Origin of the sequence: Olleya sp. YS (assembly GCF_029760915.1) — a bacterium.
Lineage (GTDB): Bacteria > Bacteroidota > Bacteroidia > Flavobacteriales > Flavobacteriaceae > Olleya.
In genome coordinates, this window is sequence record NZ_CP121685.1 from 89,390 (window position 1) to 109,807 (window position 20,418).

Below are 20,418 nucleotides of genomic sequence, written 5' to 3' on the forward strand. Positions count from 1 at the left end.
ACTAAAAAAGCGGTTATAAATTAATATAACCGCTTTTAGTATTAATAGCTTACATAAAACTATTCAATAACTATCTTTTTAATACCACTACTAGATTCAGCTACTACCCTAACCAAATAAGCTCCAGAGCTTAATCCAGTAATTGATATTCCATTTTTAGCTTCTTCTGTTGTCACATCTTTAAACGAAACAACTTGTTGACCCAACATATTTATTAAACTAATGGATTTAATGTCTTCTTTTAATCCACTAATTACTAATAAGTCTTTGGTGTTATTAAAGAAAACTGTGACTCCATCTCCTAACAGTAAATCATCAGTAGATAAAACTGTTTGCTCTTTAAACACAACTTCAAATCTATCATTAAAGCTACCTGCTTGACTTGTAAATGTGAAGTCTGATTGTCTGATATCATGAAAAGTATTTGTATAATTATCTTTAATAAATACATCTTGATCAGAATCAAAATCAACAAAACCACCTATACTTATTGTAAAAGACTGATTAGTTGAAGCGCTAAAAATTAACGGTATTACTTTATTTGGTGTTATTGGACTATACGCTTGCATAACCATTGGTATGTCATTTAAAACCAAGTTTAAATCATCATTTTTAAAAGATTCACTTCTTGCATCGTAACCATAATCAAATGTATCAGTAGTGTTGTTGCTAAATCCTAAAACTAATTCTCTTGTTGCTCCATTTTCTGCATTCATAAATAGCCTAAACTTACTTATTGTAGTATCAGAATTATCAGAATCTGAGTTTGATTGGTTGTTTGTTGTTCTAAAGAATACTGATCCAGCATAAAATGATCCGTTTGCATCTGCTTCTTTAACAAATACACGTTGAGAATTATTGAATTCAATAGTTCCATCAGCAACCACTTCAGTAATAAAACCTTGTCCTACAGGCAAATATCTTGTTGCAGATAATGTACCGTCTTGAGCAGAACTATCTATGCCTCCTTCTATGCCAACAAATTGATATGCATCTACAGATGCAAGTTTATTCACTACAGCATACCCACCATTATAGTCGGATAAGTTGTGAGAACTACCACTCCATTGTTGCCATAATTTAATACTTCCATCTATTACACCTGCATTATCATCTATAAATTTAAAAAGATCTATAGCAGAAGGATAAGGGTTTCCTAACAAGTATTCTGTTTTTGTATAACCACCAGCTTGAGTTGGATCAGAGCCTGGTCCACCTACATCTACAGCATTAATATGAATAACGCCGTTATTCGGTTTACCTTTAAATATATATTGTTGTTCTGTTCCCATTCCTGTACCTTTTTGAGTATACCCAGTACCAGCAGGTATTACATCTGATGGACTAATGTGTGACCAATCATAATAGGACACTCCATTAATAAAATCGTATAACCAATAAGTACTTATACTACCATTTGCATGATAAGCATTAGTAAATGATACAGGACTTTCATCTCCATATTGTAAATTATTTAATGAATATCCAATATTATTTACATTATTGAAGGCATTATTATCTGTTAATGAAGATGCTGATGAGTTACTTACTGGTGAGCTAAAATAGTTGTACCAATAAACGCTTGATGTCCCTTCTTGTCTTCTTAAGATTTCTCCTGTACTAGAAGTTACTAAATCACTCTGGATCCCTTGTATTAACTGAGAATCATCTTTTAAATCAATAGTACCATCTAAACCTAAATACCAACTATTAACAATCTCATTATCATTATTGACAGTTATTTTTTTATTTGGACTTACAAGTAATCCTAGTGTGTTAAATGACTTATCAACAATAATATCATGATCCACTTGTATAATTGCATTTCCTGAATCACTTAATTCATCTAAATTCCATACATCACCATATAACCAACTATTAACGTTGTTAATATTGCCTGCTCCAGAAGTTCTGTATGGCATTGGAGCGGTTTGTTCTTGATAAGTTGTTATATTATTTAAGTAAAGAGTGTTACCATTACCCGAATAATCTGTAGTTCTTCCTCCTACAATATCTGTCATTGGGTAGTAGGCTTTTAAGTTAGACCAAGAAATAGTTAATGAAGTGTTTTTATCCACAATCGTTTTAGGGATAATTAATCCTGATACACTTCCAGAGTTTTCTTCAATTTCTTGATGCATAATTTTTTTCATCTGGTCTTCTGATAAGGTAACATCAAAAACTCGAATTTCATCAATACATCCTTTAAAATACCCTGAATTATCATAAGGTCCTTTTCCAACATTAAAACTAACGTCTTCTGTTATTAAAGGATTTTTTAAATCTGCATGACTACTAGTGCCCAAAAGTTGCCCGTCCACATAAACTTTTAAATTATTTGATGGCAAAGAACTATCAAAAATTAGTGCTATGTGATACCAAATATTTGAATCCAAAATAACATCTGTTGAAAAATCAGCATTCACATTATTGACTTCTACAATTAGTTTTCTTGTGGCATCAACTTCAATATTTAAAGCACCTTGACTTAACACATATCCACTATTAGCAAAAGATGGGTCTAATTTTACCCAAGCCATAATAGTTGATTTAGAATAACCTCCAACATTTAAATTACTATCTAAATAATCATCTACTCCATCGAAATCTAAAGTTGATGCTGAGTCAGAGAATAAACAATAATTTGCTGGAATTTCAAGCTCATAATCCTGTATTGAACAATTGCCTGAATCATCTGTTATAGTAAAAACAAAGGTGGTATTTGTATTGTTAAATGGTCCCAATATTAACGGTGTTCCGTATGTACCAGTTCCAGATATATCTCCTGTAACAGTATAAGAAGCTCCTAATCTAGATCCTTCTGGATTTATGGAAATGTTAAAACCATCGTCTGTAGAGTCTTTAGGTGTACCGTTATCATCACATACAATATTTACATTTGGATTTTCTAAATAGCATCTAAGTAAACCAAAATCATTTGATTTTGAGCAATTTCCAAAACTTCCTGGAGCAAAAGTAGCTACTTCAATATTATCAGTACTGAATATATAACCAGATGGCAAAGTGGAAGTATCTACTTCCATTACAATATCTTCACCACTTACTTTATATCTAATTACTATATCATCAAAAAAGAAATATTCATCACTAGCAGTATAGCCATTTACTACAGCTCTAATGGTTGTTGTAGCTGTTAGTTTATCTGCGTCTATTGCTAGTCCATTAATTGTAGAACTTATAAAATCGTTAGCTTTAAAAAATAAGGTTTGACAGTTAGTAAAAGAATTGTTGTCACAAATTTGTATAGTGATATCATCAGAAGCATCTATTTTTCCTCTTTCTAATACTTTAAAAGAAATATTTGCTTCTGTTACACCAGATAAGTTTACGCTTCTGTAAGCAGAAACATTATCATGCATTCTAAGTCGCTTTTTACTCCCCCAAATTTGTACGTCACCTGAGGCACTATTGGAGTCATCCCCAACTTCTGTCCAATTTGTTGACCATCCATTTCCTCCACTATAATTGTTAGAATCAAAACTATCTGAAATTTCTACATTATAATTTGGAGACTCAAAGTAATAAAAACCGTCTTCTTTAGTTGTCACTTGAGTAAACAATACGTCTGTACCAGCATCTATTAATCCATTGGTGTTTATATCATCATAAATATTTATATCAATATTTCCAATTCCAATATCATCATTATTGACGGTATCTTCGTTTAAATCAAAAAAGACTTGACCATAAATAATATTTTTATTTCCTGGTGTTGGACAATCTGCAACATTTACAGTTACTAGAGCAGTATCACACGTTCCTGGAAACTCTAAAGAACAAATATTGTATTCAAAAGTATCTTCGCCAATAAAACCAGTATTAGGTGTATACGTGATTGTACCGTCGTCATTTACAATTAAAGTACCATTTTGAGGTTGTATTAACCCATCTGTAGTAATTGAAGTTAAATCTATATTTGTTAAAAACTGCGTGTCATTATAGGAGACATTTACATTAATTGGTGTTTCAAATAACGCATAAGCATTATCATTATTTGCAAAAACTAGCGCTTTTAAACACAATGGTTGCATTGTTGTACCAACGTCCAAGGATCCAGTACCAGCACCACTTGCTGCTATACCAGCATCTTGACCAAAAACTGAAAATATTTTTGTACCATCACAAGTAAATACCGCTAGTCCACTTTGGTCATTGTCTGCATTTAGCGTATCAAATATTTGAGTATAATTTAGCGCATTTAAAGTTCGTGATTCATCATAAGGAATGTTACATGGGCTTAAAGCTGCGCTGGAGTCTGTTAAATCTCCATCATATTTTATGTATATAGTTGTATTACTTGTTGGTGTCACCCAAACTGGATTATAGTTATTTTGAAAATCCAAAGTACCAGGAGCCCAAGCAATAGCAGCAAAATCTGTTAATCGTTCTTCTGATATTAAATTAAAAGCCCAATCGTAAGCTTGTCCGCTTGAATCTGAATCAACTACTTCACTTGCAACATAAGATGACCCATCTTGACTTTTAAATTTATATCCTGAATTATCACTTAAACTTATGGATGAAGATGATTTTGCAGGAATAGTTATTGTTCCGTTATTACTGTTAGAATTCCAATCTATAGCAATACTTCTATTTAAACTGTTATAAAAATAAACCACAGCTGGAGCTGCACTATTAGTAGTAGGAACTGGTGAATAATATGTATCTGAATAAAATTTTGAAGGATATATATTTATTTGACGTGTACCAAAACAATCTTTAGCTCCAAAAAACAAATCAACTCCTACTGGTAAATCACTTGTAATAATTGCTCCAGATTGCACGCCACCATCAACAAACATAACTTCTCCTTCATCTAAGTTATCTGTAACATCGACAACTCCATCATTATCCAAGTCCACATTAACAGTAGTACCGTTCTCTGAAGCTCTAACAAATAAAGCTGTATATATAAATTCTTGTCCTAAATCTTCACCAAAAGGAACTGTAAAGGAAGTTCCAAACTTATCAATACTGTAAACATCTGTTTTAGCTAATTGCACCTCAAATCTGTCAATATCTCCTGCAATAGCAGACATCGCAATATCATTAGATGTCACAATTTTATCTCTTCCATCATAAACAATAGTAGATGAATTTCTAGGATTATAGTTATAAGTGTTCTCTAAAACAATATCTCCTCCAGAAGGAATATAATCCGTAGAGTAATTAGGCGAAGTACCATTTGTAATATCCTCATCTCCCCAAACTTGCGTTGTTGCTTGTACTGGGTTATTAATGTCAACTTCATAACCATCTTCCCAGTGATCATAAACTATAACTGTACCTGGATAAGGACTTTTTATACTTACAATTCTATTGACCTCATTTGTAACAGGAAGATTACATACTGCTGTATTAGTATTTCCAGAATTATTAAAAGCTGTTCTTAAATCGTCGTCAGAAAAAGGCACATAATAGACTTGTTCTTGTACTGCTTGTATACAAGGATCTATATAATTCTCATCAACATCTATAGTTACTGTGGCTGTATCACATAAAGGTATTGGTAATGTTGTATCACAAATTTCATATGAAAATGTATCAGTACCAAAAAAGTTACCATTAGGTGAATAAATAATATTACCAGAACTATCTATACTTACACTTCCATCCATTGGTTGGGTTGTAATAACTAATGATGAGCTATCAATATTATCATCTCCATCTGTATCATTATCTAAAACATCAATCGATACTGATTCTCCTTGAATTACTGTAGCAAAATCATCTTGTGCTACAGGATTACAATTGGGACCACACATATATAGTCCAAAATTGTTATTACAATCTCTCTGACCTATATTGTTAAAAGATACAGCAATTGTACTTGCTGATGTTTTTGTCATACCAGAAGGTATAGTTGCATCATCAAGACTTACTATTAAATTTTCGTAAAAACCACCACCTAAAGCTAAATCTAGATTTACATTATCAAAATACAAATAATTACTTCTTTCTTCTCCTATACTACCACTACCTAAAAATCGAATGTAAGTACTTCCTCCAATAACCGATGATACATCATAAGAATAATTTTGTTCTGCATCAGAAAAAGAGATGTTATCTATAGTAGTAAAATTAGTTCCATCTGAAGATATTTGAACATTGACTGAAAAATTTTGTCCACTTGAAGAGTTAATATTTTTGGTGAAATCAAATGAAAGAGTTCCTGAAGCATAACTGGATGTAGTTATTAACCTTACTACACCATCTCCGTTTATGTTAGATCCGTCTTCTGCATATCTACCAAATCTTAATTTATTGTTATCAACCCTAACATTTCCAGAAGTTACTCCACTTTCACCCAATTCTTGCCAATTGTTATCCCAATTGATTGATCCATTATTTCCAGACCACGATGTAGCATCAAAGTTATCAGCAACGTTATCGTAAGTAAATAATTCGGGAGCTACTAAAGTATAGTTACCTGTGGCATCAGATATATCAGAATCTATTAAAACATCTTCCGAATCTAAAATACCATTAACATTAACATCTTGATACAGATTAACACCTATATTTTGTATGGTAGGCTCAATTCCGCTTTTATTACCATTTTGATTTAAGTCATTAAAAACTAAACCGTAAACGGTGTTTTGATTTGGAATAACTGATCCACATTGCGCAGTTAATTTTTGTGCACAAAAAAGCGCACAAACAACTATGGTTAATAAAATTTTCTTCATTTGTAGGTTATAGTTATTAAACTTGGGGTTTAATGTTAATTAAGTACTTTTTTGAGGGTATAAAAGTACAGACTAACAGACAATAATACATTTTCACAATGCAATAATACAATATTTTCTGACAAAATGTATGAAAAATCGGATAAAATGCATTTTTATTAAAAAATAGCATCCTGATTTAGAGACAAGTATCTTTTAGTACATCACAAAAAAGGCGACCAAAATTGGTCGCCTTTTTTGTAATAAAAATTATATAAAAACTACTTTTTTAAGTCTGTAGTTGTTTTGTTAAGGGCTTTGCTCATTTCCATAGAAATTGCAGAACGGTCAAACTTTAACTTTCCAGACATCGTCTCAATAATACAACTGTTGTCTTTATCATTAAGGTCGGCAATCTTTCCGTGCATACCACTTTTTGTTATTACTTTATCACCACGCTTTAATGCAGAAGCAAATTGTTTTTCTTGTTTAGCGCGTTTCATCTGAGGTGCAATCATAAAGAAATACACTACAGCAAACATGGCTATAATCGGTAAAAATCCGCTAATTCCTTCCATTACTGCGTTACAGGTCCTAAGTTAGTGTTAGCTGCTGGCTTTGGTGCATTAGGATCTGGCTTAATAAAAGCAGTAATCTTAACAGATTCTTTTCCTGTTGCAGTATTTGCAGTAATATTAATCACTTTTGAGGTTTTATTAGCACCTTTTCCGTTAAATTTAACTGTAAATTTATCAGACTCTCCTACTGCTAATGGCTCTCTTGACCAATCTTTTGGTACAGTACATCCACAAGTACTTTTAATATCTGTAATAACTAAAGGTGCTTCTCCAGTGTTAGTGTAAGTAAATACAGTTTCTTGAGGTGTTCCAGAAATTATTTCTCCAAAATCGTGTTCTTTTTTATCAAATGTAATTACTGGTAATTTGTTAGATTTTGCATCTCTCTCTGCAGCTTCTGCTACATTTCCTGAATTAATTTTTGCTGTCGCATCTTCTTTACAAGATGTTAAGCTTATTAAGCAAATTGCGCTTAATAGAATCATTACTTTTTTCATAATACTTATTTTTAGATTTGGTGAAGTCTTTATGTAATGGACTTCTATTGTTTTAAATTTTGGATTGTAAAAATAATAATATTTTTTAACTACATCAATCCTCGACCAACTTTATTTAGTTTGCCTTGTTCTTGGTACTCTTTTAATAGTTTATCTAAAATACCATTAATAAAAATACTACTTTTTGGTGTAGAATATTCTTTGGCTATTTCCAGATATTCATTAATTGTGACTTTGGTTGGTATAGACGGGAAGTTTGTTAACTCGCTAATAGCCATTTTTAGTAATACTAAATCTAAGCTTGCAATACGCTCTGTATCCCAATTATTAGTTTTTCCTGCTATTTCTTCACCTAATTTAGATTGGTTTAGTAATGTTTTTTTAAACAAGTCTATTGCAAACTGTTTGTCTTCTACATCTTTATACAGTTTAGGTGTTAACAGATATGCATTGGAAGTTTCTTTTAATTTACGAAGCAACTTTACAATAGAAGTGTTAACCGTTGGTAAATCATCTAACCATGTTAAGTTTTTATCTTCTATATAGTCATATAACTTATCATTTGGTGCAATAATTTCTTTATATATATCAATTAAAAACTCCTTATCTTCCTTAAAAGTAGATGTCTTAGTTTGCATATAATCTTTATACAATTCACTTGCAACTATCGCTTTGTAAATAATATCTACATACTCATTATCTAACTGCCAATTATTAATTTTATTGGCTTCAAAAGCTGATTGTAACGCTTCGTTGTTAGCAATTAGCTGAAGTACCTGGTTATTTATAAATTTTTTATTTGGATTTTTTTCTTCTGGAGTCGCTAAGTGCTTTTTTTGGATATTTTCTAATTGAACTTTAGATTTTTTATTAATCTCAATAAGTAAGGACATCATCATCAAGTATAAATTATACATATTGTCTATACTGTATAATAAAAACTTCTGATCTTTTGAGAAATCGTCACTTTCTGTACCATTAAATGCATATAATACTTGCATTACTTTAACACGAATATGTCTTCTACTTAGCATACTTACAAAGAACTTTAAATTTCAATTGAGTTTGAAATACTTTTTTTTAATGAATTAAAAAGGCGAAAGTCTTAACTTTCGCCTTGCAAAAATAGTATAATTTATATGATATTTATTGCTGATTTTCTTTTTTTCTAGCTTCAATTCTACTTTTAGCAATATTCAATGCTGCTTGATGTGTAGTAATACCATTAGTATTGGCATTGTTTAAAATTTCTAAAGTAGTATTATAGATATTTTCGGTTTTACGCATAATCTCTTGCTTACCATAATTTTCAAGTTCTGCATAGACATTTATAATTCCACCAGCATTGATTAAAAAGTCTGGTGCATACACAATACCTTTTTGCTGTAATAATTGTCCATGCTTCAGCTCGTCAGCTAACTGATTATTAGCAGCTCCTGCAATAACTTTAGCTTGTATGGTATTAATTGTAGCATCATTGATAGTAGCACCTAAAGCACATGGTGCATAAATATCTACATTTTCGGCATAGATATTTGATCCATTATAAATAGTGGCACCATACTTATTACTAATAGATTCTAAACGCTCCTCGCTGATATCATCAATAATAACTTTTGCTCCATCATTAGTTAAATGCTCTACTAAAGATTCACCTACATGACCAATACCTTGTACAATTACCGTTTTATCCTCTAAAACATCTGTTCCAAATTTGTATTTAGCAGCAGCTTTCATACCCATAAATACACCATATGCAGTAATTGGTGACGGATTACCTGCTCCACCTTTAGCTTCAGAAATACCTGTAACGTAAGGTGTAACATCTCTTACTAAATCCATATCTGCAGTTTCCATACCAACATCTTCAGCAGTAATGTATTTTCCGCTTAAACTGTGTACAAATTCCCCAAAACGCTTCATTAACTCTGGAGTTTTCTGTGTTTTAGCATCACCTATAATAACTGCTTTTCCTCCACCTAGATTTAAACCAGTAATAGCAGATTTAAAGGTCATACCTCTTGATAAACGCAGAACATCGTTTAGTGCTTCCCACTCGTTAGCATATTGCCACATTCTAGTTCCTCCTAATGCAGGTCCTAAAACCGTATTATGTATTCCAATTATTGCTTTTAATCCTGTATCTTTGTCATTGCAAAAAACGACTTGTTCGTGATTGTCAAATGATAATTGCCCAAAAACAGGATCTGCTTTTGATAATTGATTAGTGTTAATTAATTCTGAAACCATTTAATAAACATTTAATTAATGTATAAATATTATGTTATTTATAAAATAAGCACGCAAAATTAATTCATAATTAATATTAAAACAATTATTAGCATTCAAAATTGCGAAATTGTTAAAAACTTTCGAAACCACCATTTATATTAAATGAAAGAATTACAGCATCTAAACAAATACTTTTATAAATATAGAGTCCAAATTATAATAGGTATCTTAATTACCATTGGCTCTAAATTGTTTACCGTTTTTGTACCAAAATTTATAGGGTCAATTATAGATGTTGTTAATAACCAGCTACTTCAACCTGACATTGACGAAACGGTTTACAAAGCAGAATTATTAAAATTTATTTTGCTTCTACTTGGATCTGCTGTACTCTCAGGAATTTTAACCTTTTGGATGCGTCAAACCATTATTAACGTGTCACGTTATATTGAGTTTGATTTAAAAAATGAGATTTATCAACAATACCAAAAACTGTCCTTAAATTTTTACAAAAAGAACAGAACTGGCGATTTAATGAATCGTATTAGCGAAGATGTTGGTAAAGTCCGTATGTACGCTGGTCCAGCTATTATGTATAGCATCAATACACTAACACTATTTGCTGTAGCATTGGTATTTATGTTTAGACAAGCACCAATGTTAACCTTATACACTATTATACCATTACCCATTTTATCTGTGATTATCTATAAAATAAGTTCTGAAATCCACAAACGCAGCACCATAGTTCAACAATATTTATCTAAACTATCTACATTCTCTCAAGAGACGTTTAGCGGAATTTCAGTAATAAAAGCTTACGGAATAGAACCCGAAACCTTTACTAATTTTGACGAATTATCTGAAACAAGTAAAGACAAGCAACTAAACTTAGTACGTATTCAAGCCTTATTTTTTCCGATGATGATTTTATTAATTGGATTAAGTAATGTGTTAGTTATATACATTGGAGGAAAACAATATATGAATGGCGAAATAAGTTTAGGTACCATTTCGGAATTTATTATGTATGTTAACTTATTGACTTGGCCAGTTGCAACAGTTGGTTGGGTAACTTCTATTGTACAAGAAGCAGAAGCCTCTCAAAAACGAATCAATGAGTTTTTAAAAACCAAGCCAGAAATACAAAATAATAGTAACGAACTGTCTGACATCAAAGGTGATATAGAGTTTAAAAATGTATCATTTACTTATGACGACACTAATATACAGGCACTAAAAGAAATTAGTTTTAAGGTGAATTCTGGCGAAACCTTAGCAATTATAGGAAAAACTGGCTCTGGAAAATCTACAGTTTTAGATTTAGTGGGACGTTTATACGATGTGGACACAGGTGAAATACGTATCGATAACCAACCTATCGAATCCCTAAACTTATACAGCCTACGTGATGCAACTGGATACGTTCCACAAGATGCTTTTTTGTTTAGTGATACCATTAATAACAATATAAAATTTGGTAAAGAAAATGCTACTGATATCGAAGTTATTGAAGCAGCCAAACTAGCACAAGTACATAAAAATATTATTAAATTTAATAACAAATACGATACTGTTTTAGGTGAACGTGGAATCACACTTTCAGGTGGTCAAAAACAACGTGTTTCTATAGCCAGAGCTATTATTAAAAAGCCTCAAATCATGTTATTTGATGACTGCTTATCTGCAGTAGATACTGAAACAGAAGAAAAGATTTTAAATAATCTAAAAACTATTACCGAAGGTAAAACAACTATAATTGTTAGTCACAGAATATCTTCTGCTAAAAATGCAGACCAAATTATAGTATTGGATGATGGACACATTGTACAATCAGGTACGCATGAAGAGCTTATAAATATTGACGGTTACTATAAAGAGCTATATTTAAAAACGACCAAATAAAAAGAATTGTTCTAAAATGTTGTGTCATTCAACTTTTTTTTTGATTTTTGAGATTAAGAATTAACTAACAAATAAATTCAAATTATGCGCAATAACGAGATGATGGAGAAGGAAGAAATTTTTTCGAAAGTATTAAGAGCAGGACGACGTACTTACTTTTTTGATGTAAGAGCTACTAAAGCAGATGATTATTACTTAACTATCACGGAAAGTAAAAAGTTTACTAATGATGATGGATCGTTTCATTACAAAAAACATAAAATCTATTTATACAAAGAAGATTTTAATGAATTTAATGATATTTTAAAAGAAATGACGGATTACATCATTACTGAAAAAGGAGATGAAGTAATTAGCGAGCGTCACCAAAAGGACTTTAAAAAAGAATACGATACACCAAAAGCAGAATCAACTGAAGATACTGCAAGTACAGAGTCTACTGATGCATCAAGTGCTGAAAGCAGATTTACTGATGTAGATTTTGATGATATTTAAAAAAATACAATTATAGTTTTATTACTAAAGGTCAATTTTAATAAAAATTGACCTTTTTTTATGACTTTATGTAAACTAGCATTAATAGTATTATAATGCTAAACCCAATACTTGCTATTATTAGCCCAAACGCATAAAATAATATTACACATAAAACCAAAACCCATAAAGGAACCAAAGTTAAACAGATCGCAAATCTAAAGGTCGATAAAAACTCTTCTTCATCAACTTTAGGTTTGACTAAGGTCCTCCAAATAATAACTGGAACACATAATATAAGATACACCAAGGGTTGTAATAATATTTTGATAAAGGAAGCCTTATTAGGCTTAGACACACAGTTTTCAAACCCATTATCAATGCAAGCATTAACTTGCTCTGGATTAGTAAAATCAACATTTAAATCTTGTAACTGTTGTAATGTGGCTTCATAATTAGTCTCAGGAATTTGAGTGGTCAATTTACTCATTGCCTCAAAAACATCTTGTTTTAATAGATTAGTAGCTTCGACTGTACTTAAATTATTATACGATGAAGATAAGATTGGCTGTCCAAAGTAAATAGACACACGACTACCTTTTTCTTTTATATTTTCATAATTAAACCCAACTGGAATAAGGTAAATAGTTTGATCGGGAAACTTTTCAGCAAACTCTAAAATAATTCTAGTAAACCCTTTACTTAAAGGTCTAACGCGTCTAACTAAATTATGGCTACCTTCAGGAAAAATAGTAATTGCGTTATTATTGCTTAGCAATTGAACACTTTTATTAAAAATTAAATTATTTTTAGTTATAGTGCTCCAACCATCTCTAACACGATAAACCGGAAGCATATTTAAGCTTTTTAATAAGCGACTTACTAATGGTTTTTTAAATACTGCAGCTCTGGTTAAGTAATAACAAAATCGTCCAGATTGGGTTGCAATTAATAAAGGGTCTAATAAAGCATTTTGATGATTACCTAAGAATAAAACAGGTTGTGTTTTAGGTATGTTGGTTTTTCCTTTTATGATGATTTTTTTATAATAAAAAAACATTCCTATTTGGATGTATAATCGTACACTATGTAACCATAAAGACTTCAAAATAAATACTAATTTTTATTAGTTTTAGACCAGAAAAACGCCAATATCAATCCAGATACAATATGCCAAATTCCCCAAAAGGCAACTAAAACAGCCATTCCACCCAAGCCATTAAAAAAAGTAAACACTAGCAACAGACCTAAACCAGAATTTTGAATTCCAGTTTCTATACTTAACGTTTTTTGATTTTTAAAAGATAGTCTAAATAGTTTAGCTATACCAAAACCTAGTAGTAAAGCTAAAATATTATGACCAATACCTATTGCTAACACATGATGTATAAAACCTATAAACACCTCTAAATTTTTAGAAAACGCAATAACAACAATACTAATAAAAATCAAGATAGATATTGGTTTTAAAATAGTGGAGAGCTTAACTGCTAGTTTAGGCTTATAATTATTGAATAGCATACCTAATAGTAACGGAATACCAAGAATTAAAATCATAATCTTAAAAATATCCATAGGATGCAGTGTTACAGCTTTTAAAATAGTAGCTGTAGGTTGATAAAAGTTTCCATACAACTGAAAATTAAATGGTGTAAAAAACAAAGCTAAAGCAGATGCAAAAGCTGTTAAACTTACAGATAATGCGGTGTTACCTTTGGACAAATGAGTCATAAAATTACTAATGTTTCCACCAGGACAAGCTGCTACCATAAACATACCTAAAGCTATACTTGGTACAGGATTAATTAATATTACAAGAAAAAAGGTTACTAATGGTAATACTATAAACTGAGATAATAACCCAATAAGGATAGGTTTAGGTTGCTTAAATAGCTGTTTAAAATCTTTAATATTAATACCTAAAGCCACGCCAAACATTACAATTGCCAATGCTATATTAAGCATAAACAATCCGTTAGCATCAAATTGGACTTGTGCTTGATTAACGTCTAGCATAAATTAAGATACGACTGTTCCATTAGGCACTTTATTTTCTGGATTAAGTAAAATAACATCTTTATTATTAACTGCTCCAAGCACTAAGCACTCACTCATAAATGTAGCAATTTGCTTTTTAGGAAAGTTTACTACAGCTATTATCTGTTTATTTAGCAAGTCATCTTTTGTATATAAAGCAGTAATTTGTGCGCTACTTTTTTTAATGCCTAAATCTCCAAAATCTATAGTTAGTTGATACGCTGGGTTTTTAGCTTCAGGAAAATCGATAACCTCAACAATAGTCCCTACTCGTAAATCTACTTTAGTAAAATCGTCAAATTGAATGGTATGACTCATAGAATTAGTTAGTTATTAGTATGCAATTTAATGTTTTATATTGAAACCAATAAAATGAATATTTAGATGACACTATGAATCAAGCTCAAAACCATTTAGCGAGACCAACACATCGTAAATATTTAATAACAAAAAAAGCTTCTCTAAAAAAAGAAGCTTTTTGCTTTTGGGTGGAAGACCGGGTTCGAACCGGCGACTTTCGGTACCACAAACCGACGCTCTAACCAGCTGAGCTACAACCACCATTTGTGTGCATTAAATAATGCGTGTGCAAAGGTAAATTATTTAGTAGTTATTGCAAACGTTTTTATTAAAATTTTTATTTTAAATCAAATAAACTATCTACTGCAACGTAACGCTCTACAGTAAAGCCTTCTGCATAATCTACGTGTATTAATCGTCCTAAATCTCTTGCTCTGTAAGTCACACTATCTGTAAAATTTTTACTTGATATAGGTGTTTCTGGCTCTTTGCTACTAGGATCAAAAAATTGAGTTTTATAGGCTAACACGCTTTTTAATTTTACATCCATAAAATCTGATACATCAACCACAACATCTGGAGTTATATTTTTCCATTGAATATAATGATAGACTTGTTTTGGTCGATATTGCTTTTGTTGCTGACCATTATATGTGGTTTCAATTTTAATTAATCCACTTAAAAAACATGCATCACTAATAAGCTTACTGCCTTTACTATGATCTATATGTCTGTCGTCAATAGCATTACACAACACTATTTCTGGTTGATACTTGCGTATCATTTTAATAACTTCTAATTGATGTTGCTTGTCATTTACAAAAAAACCATCTGCAAATCCAAGGTTTTCTCTATGTGAAACTCCTAAAATATTTTTAGCGTCTTCAGCTTCAGATTGTCGTGTAATGTCTGTTCCACGAGTACCCAATTCTCCTTTAGTTAAATCTACAATCGCTACAGTTTTTCCGTTAGCAATTTCTTTAGCTATTGTAGCTCCTGCTCCTAACTCGACATCATCAGGATGTGCACCAAATGCTAGTATATCTACTTTCATATATTATTTATTATTCCAATCTTGTTGTTCTTCTTTGTTTAAAAACGTCCAAGCTACTATCCTACTCTTTTTATTTCCAATATTCATTCCAATAGTTAATACAGCTGTTGCGCCTAATTTTTTTAGAGATTGATTTATAGTTTTTACATTATCCTTGTTAGACACTAAACTAGTGTACCAAAAGCTATCTGTTTTTTTTAATGAGCTTTCATATAAATACGTATGTAAAAAAGCCTTCTCACCTCCTTTATACCAAAGCTCGTGTGCTTGACCAGCAAAGTTGCGTACCATCTCATCTGTAGGTTGTCCTAATCCTTTTAACTTTCGTTTTGTTGCTGCTAGTGCATCTGCTTCATTTTTAAAAAAAGGTGGATTACACATGGTAACTGTAACTTTATCTTTTTTGGTTAAAACACCTTCCAGAACATGAGACGTGTCATTTTGATGTCTTAATGTTATCTTTTCTTGCAGATTATTTTGATTGATAATATTTTGTGCAATTGCCAATGCCTCTTTATTACTGTCAACTCCAATAAAATTCCATCCATATTCTGAAGTACCTAACAAAGGATAAATGCAATTGGCTCCTGTACCAATATCCATAACTATGACGTTTTCATTAATTTTAGAACGCTCTAGCAAATCTGCTATATGATGGATATAATCTACGCGACCAGGAATTGGAGGACATAAAAAATGATCTGGAAACTCCCAATAATTGATATTATAGTGCTCTTTTAACAACGCTGTATTTAAAGCTTTTACTGCTTTAGGGTTAGCAAAGTCTATAGTCTTTTTGTTGGTAGCATTAGTAAAAATATAAGGTTGTAAGTTTGGATAGACTATGACCAATTGATCAAAATTATAATTATCTGTGTGCTTATTTTTTTTGTGCATTGTATTGTAATTATAGATTTTGAATGGCTTGTAAAATATCTGTTTTTAAATCTTTAACGTCTTCTATTCCAACTGAAAATCTGATTAATCCATCAGTAATTCCAACCGCTTCGCGTTGTTCTTGAGTTAATAATGAATGAGACGTTTGTGCAGGTGATAGCATTGTACTTTCAATACCTGCTAAACTCATTGACGATTTTATTAAATGTAATTGCTTCATAAATTGATTAGAATCTATCGAGTCTAATAATTCAAAGGATAACATAGCTCCAAACCCTTTCATTTGTGAGGCTGCTAATTGATGCTCTGGATGCGACTTTAGTCCTGGATAGTAAACCTGTTTAACAAATGCTTGCTTATTTAACCATTTAGCTAACTTCATAGCGTTTTTGGTTTGTGCTTTAACACGTAAACCCATGGTTTTCATACTACGCTCTAACATCCAGACTGTAAAATCGCTTAAACTTCCTCCATAGTTTTTAGACACATTCCATATTTTATCCATATGACTTTTACTTCCAGCAACAGCTCCTGCACAAATATCACTATGACCTCCAAAATACTTAGTTGCAGAATGCATGATTAAATCTATACCAAAATCTGCTGGATTTTGGTTAACAGGACTAGCAAATGTATTATCAATACTTGTCACAATGTTTCTTTGCTTAGCTAAGGTAGCAATAGCTTTAATATCTGTGATAGTTAGTAACGGATTTGATGGTGTTTCTATATGTATCAACTTGGTGTTGGGCTGGATTGCTGCCTCAAAATCTTCAACTTTATATCCATTGGTAAACGTAAATTTTATATTGAGTTTAGGAAATTCTTCTCTAATAAAATTAGTTGTACCACCATACAAGGTATTTTGTACAACAATATGATCACCCGATTTTAAAAAAGCTAAAAACATATGGCTAATAGCAGCCATTCCGGAACCAAAAATCATAGCAGTATCTGTATGCTCTAAAGCTGCAATCTTTTTAGCTAAGTATTCTTGATTTGGTGTATTAAAATAACGAGGATAACGTTTGACATCTACATCCATAAACTCATAAGATGACGATAAATAAATAGGTGAAATTGCACCTTTAAACTGGTTGTCAGGTACTTCTCCTACGTGCGTACATACAGTATTTAGACCAACGTTTTTAGATTTCATTTTTAGACAGTGATTTAAAAGTTCTAAATTACTAATTAAAAAGATGAATATTAAATTGTAATGACATTAAAACTGACTGATTACATGTTTTAACGTGTCTTTAACGGAGTTTTCAGGATTAATTTTGTATACTATTAACATGATAGCACAAGATAAAGAAACACACGAAGACATTTTAAAACAATCTATTAACCATTTAGAATTTTTAGGTTACGAAAACATTAAAGCAGATCTAGAAGGTTATGAGCAACCTAAAGCATTTGTAAAAAAAGAAAATGATTTGGTCATGACTCCAGATATTACAGCTTATAAACGTACCAAAAAATATTTTTTTGAATTAGGTATCAAAAGCGAAAAACCAAAGCTACTAAAAACCAAATGGCGACTATTAGATGTTGTAACTAGAATGAAAGATCAGCGATTTAAAATTATTACAACTAGAGGTCATTATAGTTTTACCAATAAAATATTAAATGATTTGAATCTGGATAAAACTTTGATTAAAATCTAAACAAAATAAAAAAACAGCTTCCGCTGTTTTTTTTATTTCTCTTTATTTTTTTTATTAATAATAGCTCTTAGCTTTTCCTTTCTTAGAGCTTCTTCCTTTTTCTTCTTATTGATTTTTCTAGCCATTAAATTGGAGTGCTTTGCCTTGTTTTTTGTATTTTTTTGACCTTTAGGTTTAGGCATTTCTATTTTTTTGAAGCTTTTAACAAAGCGTTTTGCTCTTCCATTAAATCAGATAATTTTGCTAAAAGCTCGATATCTTTTGGTGTTTTTACCGTTTTATTTTTTACATCTTGAGATTTATCCCGCAATTTATTCATGGCTTTTACCACTAAAAAAACCGTTAACCCTACGATTAAAAAGTCTAACACAACTTCAAACAGTTCTCCATAATATATTGCAACTTCTTCTGTTGTAGTTTTACCTTTACTATTTAAAACCTCTTCTCTTAATATGTAGCGTTTATTTTGAAAGTTTAAGCCATCAGTCATTAACGATAATGGTGGTAAAAACACTTTTTTTACTAATACATCTATCACTTTATTAAAGGATGCACCTATTATAATACCAATAGCCATATCCATCATATTGCCTTTAACAGCAAATTCTTTGAATTCTTTTAGAAATTTCATTAAAAAATAAATTTGATTAGGAAACTCACCGAGCTGAGTTAGTTATTGATTACGAGTTTTATTATAGGCTCTTACCATAACCAAAGCCCATGCAAAAACGCATAAAAACACAATAATAGAAAACCAAAATACTATACTATCTCCTTCCATTATTGACCATTTTAATATAAATCATTACACCCAAGAGTGTAGGTGCCCATAAGCCTATAAAGATACCATGTAGTTGATCTCCTTGAAGAAAAAGATACTCTGCAACTAAAATAATAGCTAGGCATAATACTAATAATAAAAAGTTGCTTACTCCAAAATTTTTAATGTATTCCATTAATGTATTTATAATTTTTCAACAAGTTAATAAATAATTAAATGATATCAAACAAAGCGAATGGAAAGAGATAAAAAAACATTTTAACGATTAAATATGCTTTTTGTCGATATAATTTAATCATAAAAAATTATTTTGAGTATTTCATCGAAAAAATATGTGTTTTATGGTGTTTTTGTAAAAACATATATATATTAGTCGAAGAAATTAACTGTTTAACCGATTTATTATCCCTTATCATGAAAAAAGCTACTTTATTTTTATTGTCATTAATCTTTTGTCATTCTATTTTTGCAACAACCAAAGACCAAAACACGTCATCTGCAATTAATAATGTTCAAATAGTCAGATTAGATTTTACTGCTCCAAATGGAGCTTCAAGAGAACTGATATTAGGTTTCACAGCAGACAACTCTGCATCGGATGGTATCGATTATGGTTATGATGCTTCAGTAAGCTCTCCGTTTGCTAATGATTTAAATTGGTTAATTGAAGATAATAGATATGTAATACAAGGTGTTGGATCCTACCAAGAAACTAGTCAATATCTTTTTGGAATGTATAGTGAGATAGGTGGATCTGCTAAAATTGAATTAATCAGTTTAGAAAATTTTGAATCAGATATTAACGTATATATCTACGATGCATTATTAGACACTTACACTAACATTAATGATTCAGCCTATATTGGTAATATTGACGCAGGAAATTACACAGATAGATTTTATATTACATTTAATGAACCTGCAGCAGAAAATGACTCAGTAGACACAAGCGATATTTCAGATAACTCAAACTCTTCAAATTTATTAGGACCAAACGGTATTTCAAGCTTAAAACCAAAGAAGAAATCTAATATTAGCTACCTTATTTCTAATAACCAATTAAAAGTAAGTGCAAACGATGAAGAGTTAATAAAAGAAATTACTATTTATGATTATAACGGAACAGCTTTAGAGTCTGTAAAAGACATTAATAAAGTTAATACGTTAATAAATATTGATGCTGACAACAAAATACTGATTGTACATATAGTTACAGAAAATGAAACAATTGTAAAAAAGATTATCTTAAGTAAAAAATAGAAGATAATTTTCAACATAAAAAAGCTCACTAGAAAATAGTGAGT

Annotated in this window: 17 protein-coding genes and 1 tRNA gene; 4 read left to right on the forward strand and 14 right to left on the reverse strand. The window is 30.9% G+C overall.

Annotation, left to right across the window (positions count from 1 at the left end):
- Window positions 1-59: 59 nt before the first annotated feature.
- The 5 genes from Ollyesu_RS00455 to Ollyesu_RS00475 form a co-directional block, all read right to left on the reverse strand.
- Window positions 60-6,710: an Ig-like domain-containing protein gene (locus Ollyesu_RS00455; RefSeq protein WP_279301851.1), complete on the reverse strand. Its 6,651-nt coding sequence runs from the start codon at window positions 6,708-6,710 to the stop codon at window positions 60-62.
- A gap of 260 nt (window positions 6,711-6,970) precedes the next feature.
- On the reverse strand, window positions 6,971-7,267 hold the full coding sequence (gene yajC / locus Ollyesu_RS00460) for a preprotein translocase subunit YajC (RefSeq protein WP_279301852.1): 297 nt from the start codon (window positions 7,265-7,267) through the stop codon (window positions 6,971-6,973).
- Window positions 7,267-7,764, reverse strand: coding sequence for a DUF1573 domain-containing protein (locus Ollyesu_RS00465; RefSeq protein WP_279301853.1), 498 nt, complete (start codon window positions 7,762-7,764; stop codon window positions 7,267-7,269). The genes yajC and Ollyesu_RS00465 overlap by 1 nt, the downstream gene beginning before the upstream one ends.
- 89 nt (window positions 7,765-7,853) lie before the next feature.
- Window positions 7,854-8,798 carry a transcription antitermination factor NusB gene (nusB, locus tag Ollyesu_RS00470; protein WP_279301854.1) on the reverse strand — a complete coding sequence of 315 codons (945 nt, stop codon included), beginning with the start codon at window positions 8,796-8,798 and terminating at the stop codon, window positions 7,854-7,856.
- A gap of 112 nt (window positions 8,799-8,910) precedes the next feature.
- The gene (locus tag Ollyesu_RS00475; protein ID WP_279301855.1) at window positions 8,911-10,014 is read right to left on the reverse strand and encodes a Glu/Leu/Phe/Val dehydrogenase; all 1,104 of its coding nucleotides are present in this window, start codon (window positions 10,012-10,014) and stop codon (window positions 8,911-8,913) included.
- Window positions 10,015-10,158: 144 nt separating this feature from the next.
- Here Ollyesu_RS00475 and Ollyesu_RS00480 point away from each other — a divergent pair, with 144 nt between their 5' ends.
- Both Ollyesu_RS00480 and Ollyesu_RS00485 read left to right on the forward strand, forming a co-directional pair.
- Window positions 10,159-11,901 carry an ABC transporter ATP-binding protein gene (locus Ollyesu_RS00480; protein ID WP_279301856.1) on the forward strand — a complete coding sequence of 581 codons (1,743 nt, stop codon included), beginning with the start codon at window positions 10,159-10,161 and terminating at the stop codon, window positions 11,899-11,901.
- Between the two features lie 84 nt (window positions 11,902-11,985).
- Entirely contained in the window at window positions 11,986-12,396 is a 411-nt protein-coding gene (locus Ollyesu_RS00485) for a PUR family DNA/RNA-binding protein (protein WP_279301857.1), read from the forward strand.
- A gap of 58 nt (window positions 12,397-12,454) precedes the next feature.
- Here the strand turns inward: Ollyesu_RS00485 and Ollyesu_RS00490 are convergent, their stop codons facing one another.
- The 7 genes from Ollyesu_RS00490 to Ollyesu_RS00520 form a co-directional block, all read right to left on the reverse strand.
- Entirely contained in the window at window positions 12,455-13,483 is a 1,029-nt protein-coding gene (locus Ollyesu_RS00490) for a 1-acyl-sn-glycerol-3-phosphate acyltransferase (protein ID WP_279301858.1), read from the reverse strand.
- 8 nt (window positions 13,484-13,491) lie between these two features.
- On the reverse strand, window positions 13,492-14,391 hold the full coding sequence (locus tag Ollyesu_RS00495) for a bile acid:sodium symporter family protein (RefSeq protein WP_279301859.1): 900 nt from the start codon (window positions 14,389-14,391) through the stop codon (window positions 13,492-13,494).
- A gap of 3 nt (window positions 14,392-14,394) precedes the next feature.
- A complete protein-coding gene (locus Ollyesu_RS00500) occupies window positions 14,395-14,730 on the reverse strand; it encodes a tRNA-binding protein (RefSeq protein WP_279301860.1) in 336 nt (111 codons plus the stop codon).
- 168 nt (window positions 14,731-14,898) lie between these two features.
- A tRNA-His gene (locus tag Ollyesu_RS00505) sits at window positions 14,899-14,974 on the reverse strand.
- Window positions 14,975-15,049: 75 nt separating this feature from the next.
- Window positions 15,050-15,766 (reverse strand): bacillithiol biosynthesis deacetylase BshB1, encoded by a 717-nt coding sequence (gene bshB1, locus Ollyesu_RS00510; RefSeq protein ID WP_279301861.1) that lies wholly within the window; start codon window positions 15,764-15,766, stop codon window positions 15,050-15,052.
- 3 nt (window positions 15,767-15,769) lie between these two features.
- Window positions 15,770-16,663, reverse strand: coding sequence for a 23S rRNA (adenine(1618)-N(6))-methyltransferase RlmF (rlmF, locus tag Ollyesu_RS00515; RefSeq protein ID WP_279301862.1), 894 nt, complete (start codon window positions 16,661-16,663; stop codon window positions 15,770-15,772).
- Window positions 16,664-16,673: 10 nt separating this feature from the next.
- Window positions 16,674-17,822 (reverse strand): PLP-dependent aspartate aminotransferase family protein, encoded by a 1,149-nt coding sequence (locus tag Ollyesu_RS00520; RefSeq protein ID WP_279301863.1) that lies wholly within the window; start codon window positions 17,820-17,822, stop codon window positions 16,674-16,676.
- Window positions 17,823-17,961: 139 nt separating this feature from the next.
- Here Ollyesu_RS00520 and Ollyesu_RS00525 point away from each other — a divergent pair, with 139 nt between their 5' ends.
- Window positions 17,962-18,333 carry a hypothetical protein gene (locus tag Ollyesu_RS00525; RefSeq protein ID WP_279301864.1) on the forward strand — a complete coding sequence of 124 codons (372 nt, stop codon included), beginning with the start codon at window positions 17,962-17,964 and terminating at the stop codon, window positions 18,331-18,333.
- 32 nt (window positions 18,334-18,365) lie between these two features.
- Here the strand turns inward: Ollyesu_RS00525 and Ollyesu_RS00530 are convergent, their stop codons facing one another.
- Together Ollyesu_RS00530 and mscL are read right to left on the reverse strand one after the other, a co-directional pair.
- Entirely contained in the window at window positions 18,366-18,515 is a 150-nt protein-coding gene (locus tag Ollyesu_RS00530) for a hypothetical protein (RefSeq protein ID WP_279301865.1), read from the reverse strand.
- Between the two features lie 2 nt (window positions 18,516-18,517).
- Window positions 18,518-18,964, reverse strand: coding sequence for a large conductance mechanosensitive channel protein MscL (gene mscL, locus Ollyesu_RS00535; protein WP_279301866.1), 447 nt, complete (start codon window positions 18,962-18,964; stop codon window positions 18,518-18,520).
- Between the two features lie 564 nt (window positions 18,965-19,528).
- Between mscL and Ollyesu_RS00540 the strand changes: the two genes are divergently transcribed.
- Window positions 19,529-20,374, forward strand: a complete 846-nt coding sequence (locus Ollyesu_RS00540) for a hypothetical protein (RefSeq protein WP_279301867.1) — start codon at window positions 19,529-19,531, stop codon at window positions 20,372-20,374.
- Window positions 20,375-20,418: the final 44 nt, after the last annotated feature.

Coding starts and splice junctions, on each gene's coding strand:
- Ollyesu_RS00455 (WP_279301851.1), bottom strand. CDS start 6,710: ATGAAGAAAATTTTATTAACCATAGTTGTTTGTGCGCTTTTTTGTGCA.
- Ollyesu_RS00525 (WP_279301864.1), top strand. CDS start 17,962: ATGATAGCACAAGATAAAGAAACACACGAAGACATTTTAAAACAATCT.
- Ollyesu_RS00485 (WP_279301857.1), top strand. CDS start 11,986: ATGCGCAATAACGAGATGATGGAGAAGGAAGAAATTTTTTCGAAAGTA.
- nusB (WP_279301854.1), bottom strand. CDS start 8,798: ATGCTAAGTAGAAGACATATTCGTGTTAAAGTAATGCAAGTATTATAT.
- Ollyesu_RS00495 (WP_279301859.1), bottom strand. CDS start 14,391: ATGCTAGACGTTAATCAAGCACAAGTCCAATTTGATGCTAACGGATTG.
- Ollyesu_RS00475 (WP_279301855.1), bottom strand. CDS start 10,014: ATGGTTTCAGAATTAATTAACACTAATCAATTATCAAAAGCAGATCCT.
- Ollyesu_RS00465 (WP_279301853.1), bottom strand. CDS start 7,764: ATGAAAAAAGTAATGATTCTATTAAGCGCAATTTGCTTAATAAGCTTA.
- Ollyesu_RS00520 (WP_279301863.1), bottom strand. CDS start 17,822: ATGAAATCTAAAAACGTTGGTCTAAATACTGTATGTACGCACGTAGGA.
- rlmF (WP_279301862.1), bottom strand. CDS start 16,663: ATGCACAAAAAAAATAAGCACACAGATAATTATAATTTTGATCAATTG.
- Ollyesu_RS00500 (WP_279301860.1), bottom strand. CDS start 14,730: ATGAGTCATACCATTCAATTTGACGATTTTACTAAAGTAGATTTACGA.
- bshB1 (WP_279301861.1), bottom strand. CDS start 15,766: ATGAAAGTAGATATACTAGCATTTGGTGCACATCCTGATGATGTCGAG.
- mscL (WP_279301866.1), bottom strand. CDS start 18,964: ATGAAATTTCTAAAAGAATTCAAAGAATTTGCTGTTAAAGGCAATATG.
- Ollyesu_RS00480 (WP_279301856.1), top strand. CDS start 10,159: ATGAAAGAATTACAGCATCTAAACAAATACTTTTATAAATATAGAGTC.
- Ollyesu_RS00530 (WP_279301865.1), bottom strand. CDS start 18,515: ATGCCTAAACCTAAAGGTCAAAAAAATACAAAAAACAAGGCAAAGCAC.
- Ollyesu_RS00540 (WP_279301867.1), top strand. CDS start 19,529: ATGAAAAAAGCTACTTTATTTTTATTGTCATTAATCTTTTGTCATTCT.
- yajC (WP_279301852.1), bottom strand. CDS start 7,267: ATGGAAGGAATTAGCGGATTTTTACCGATTATAGCCATGTTTGCTGTA.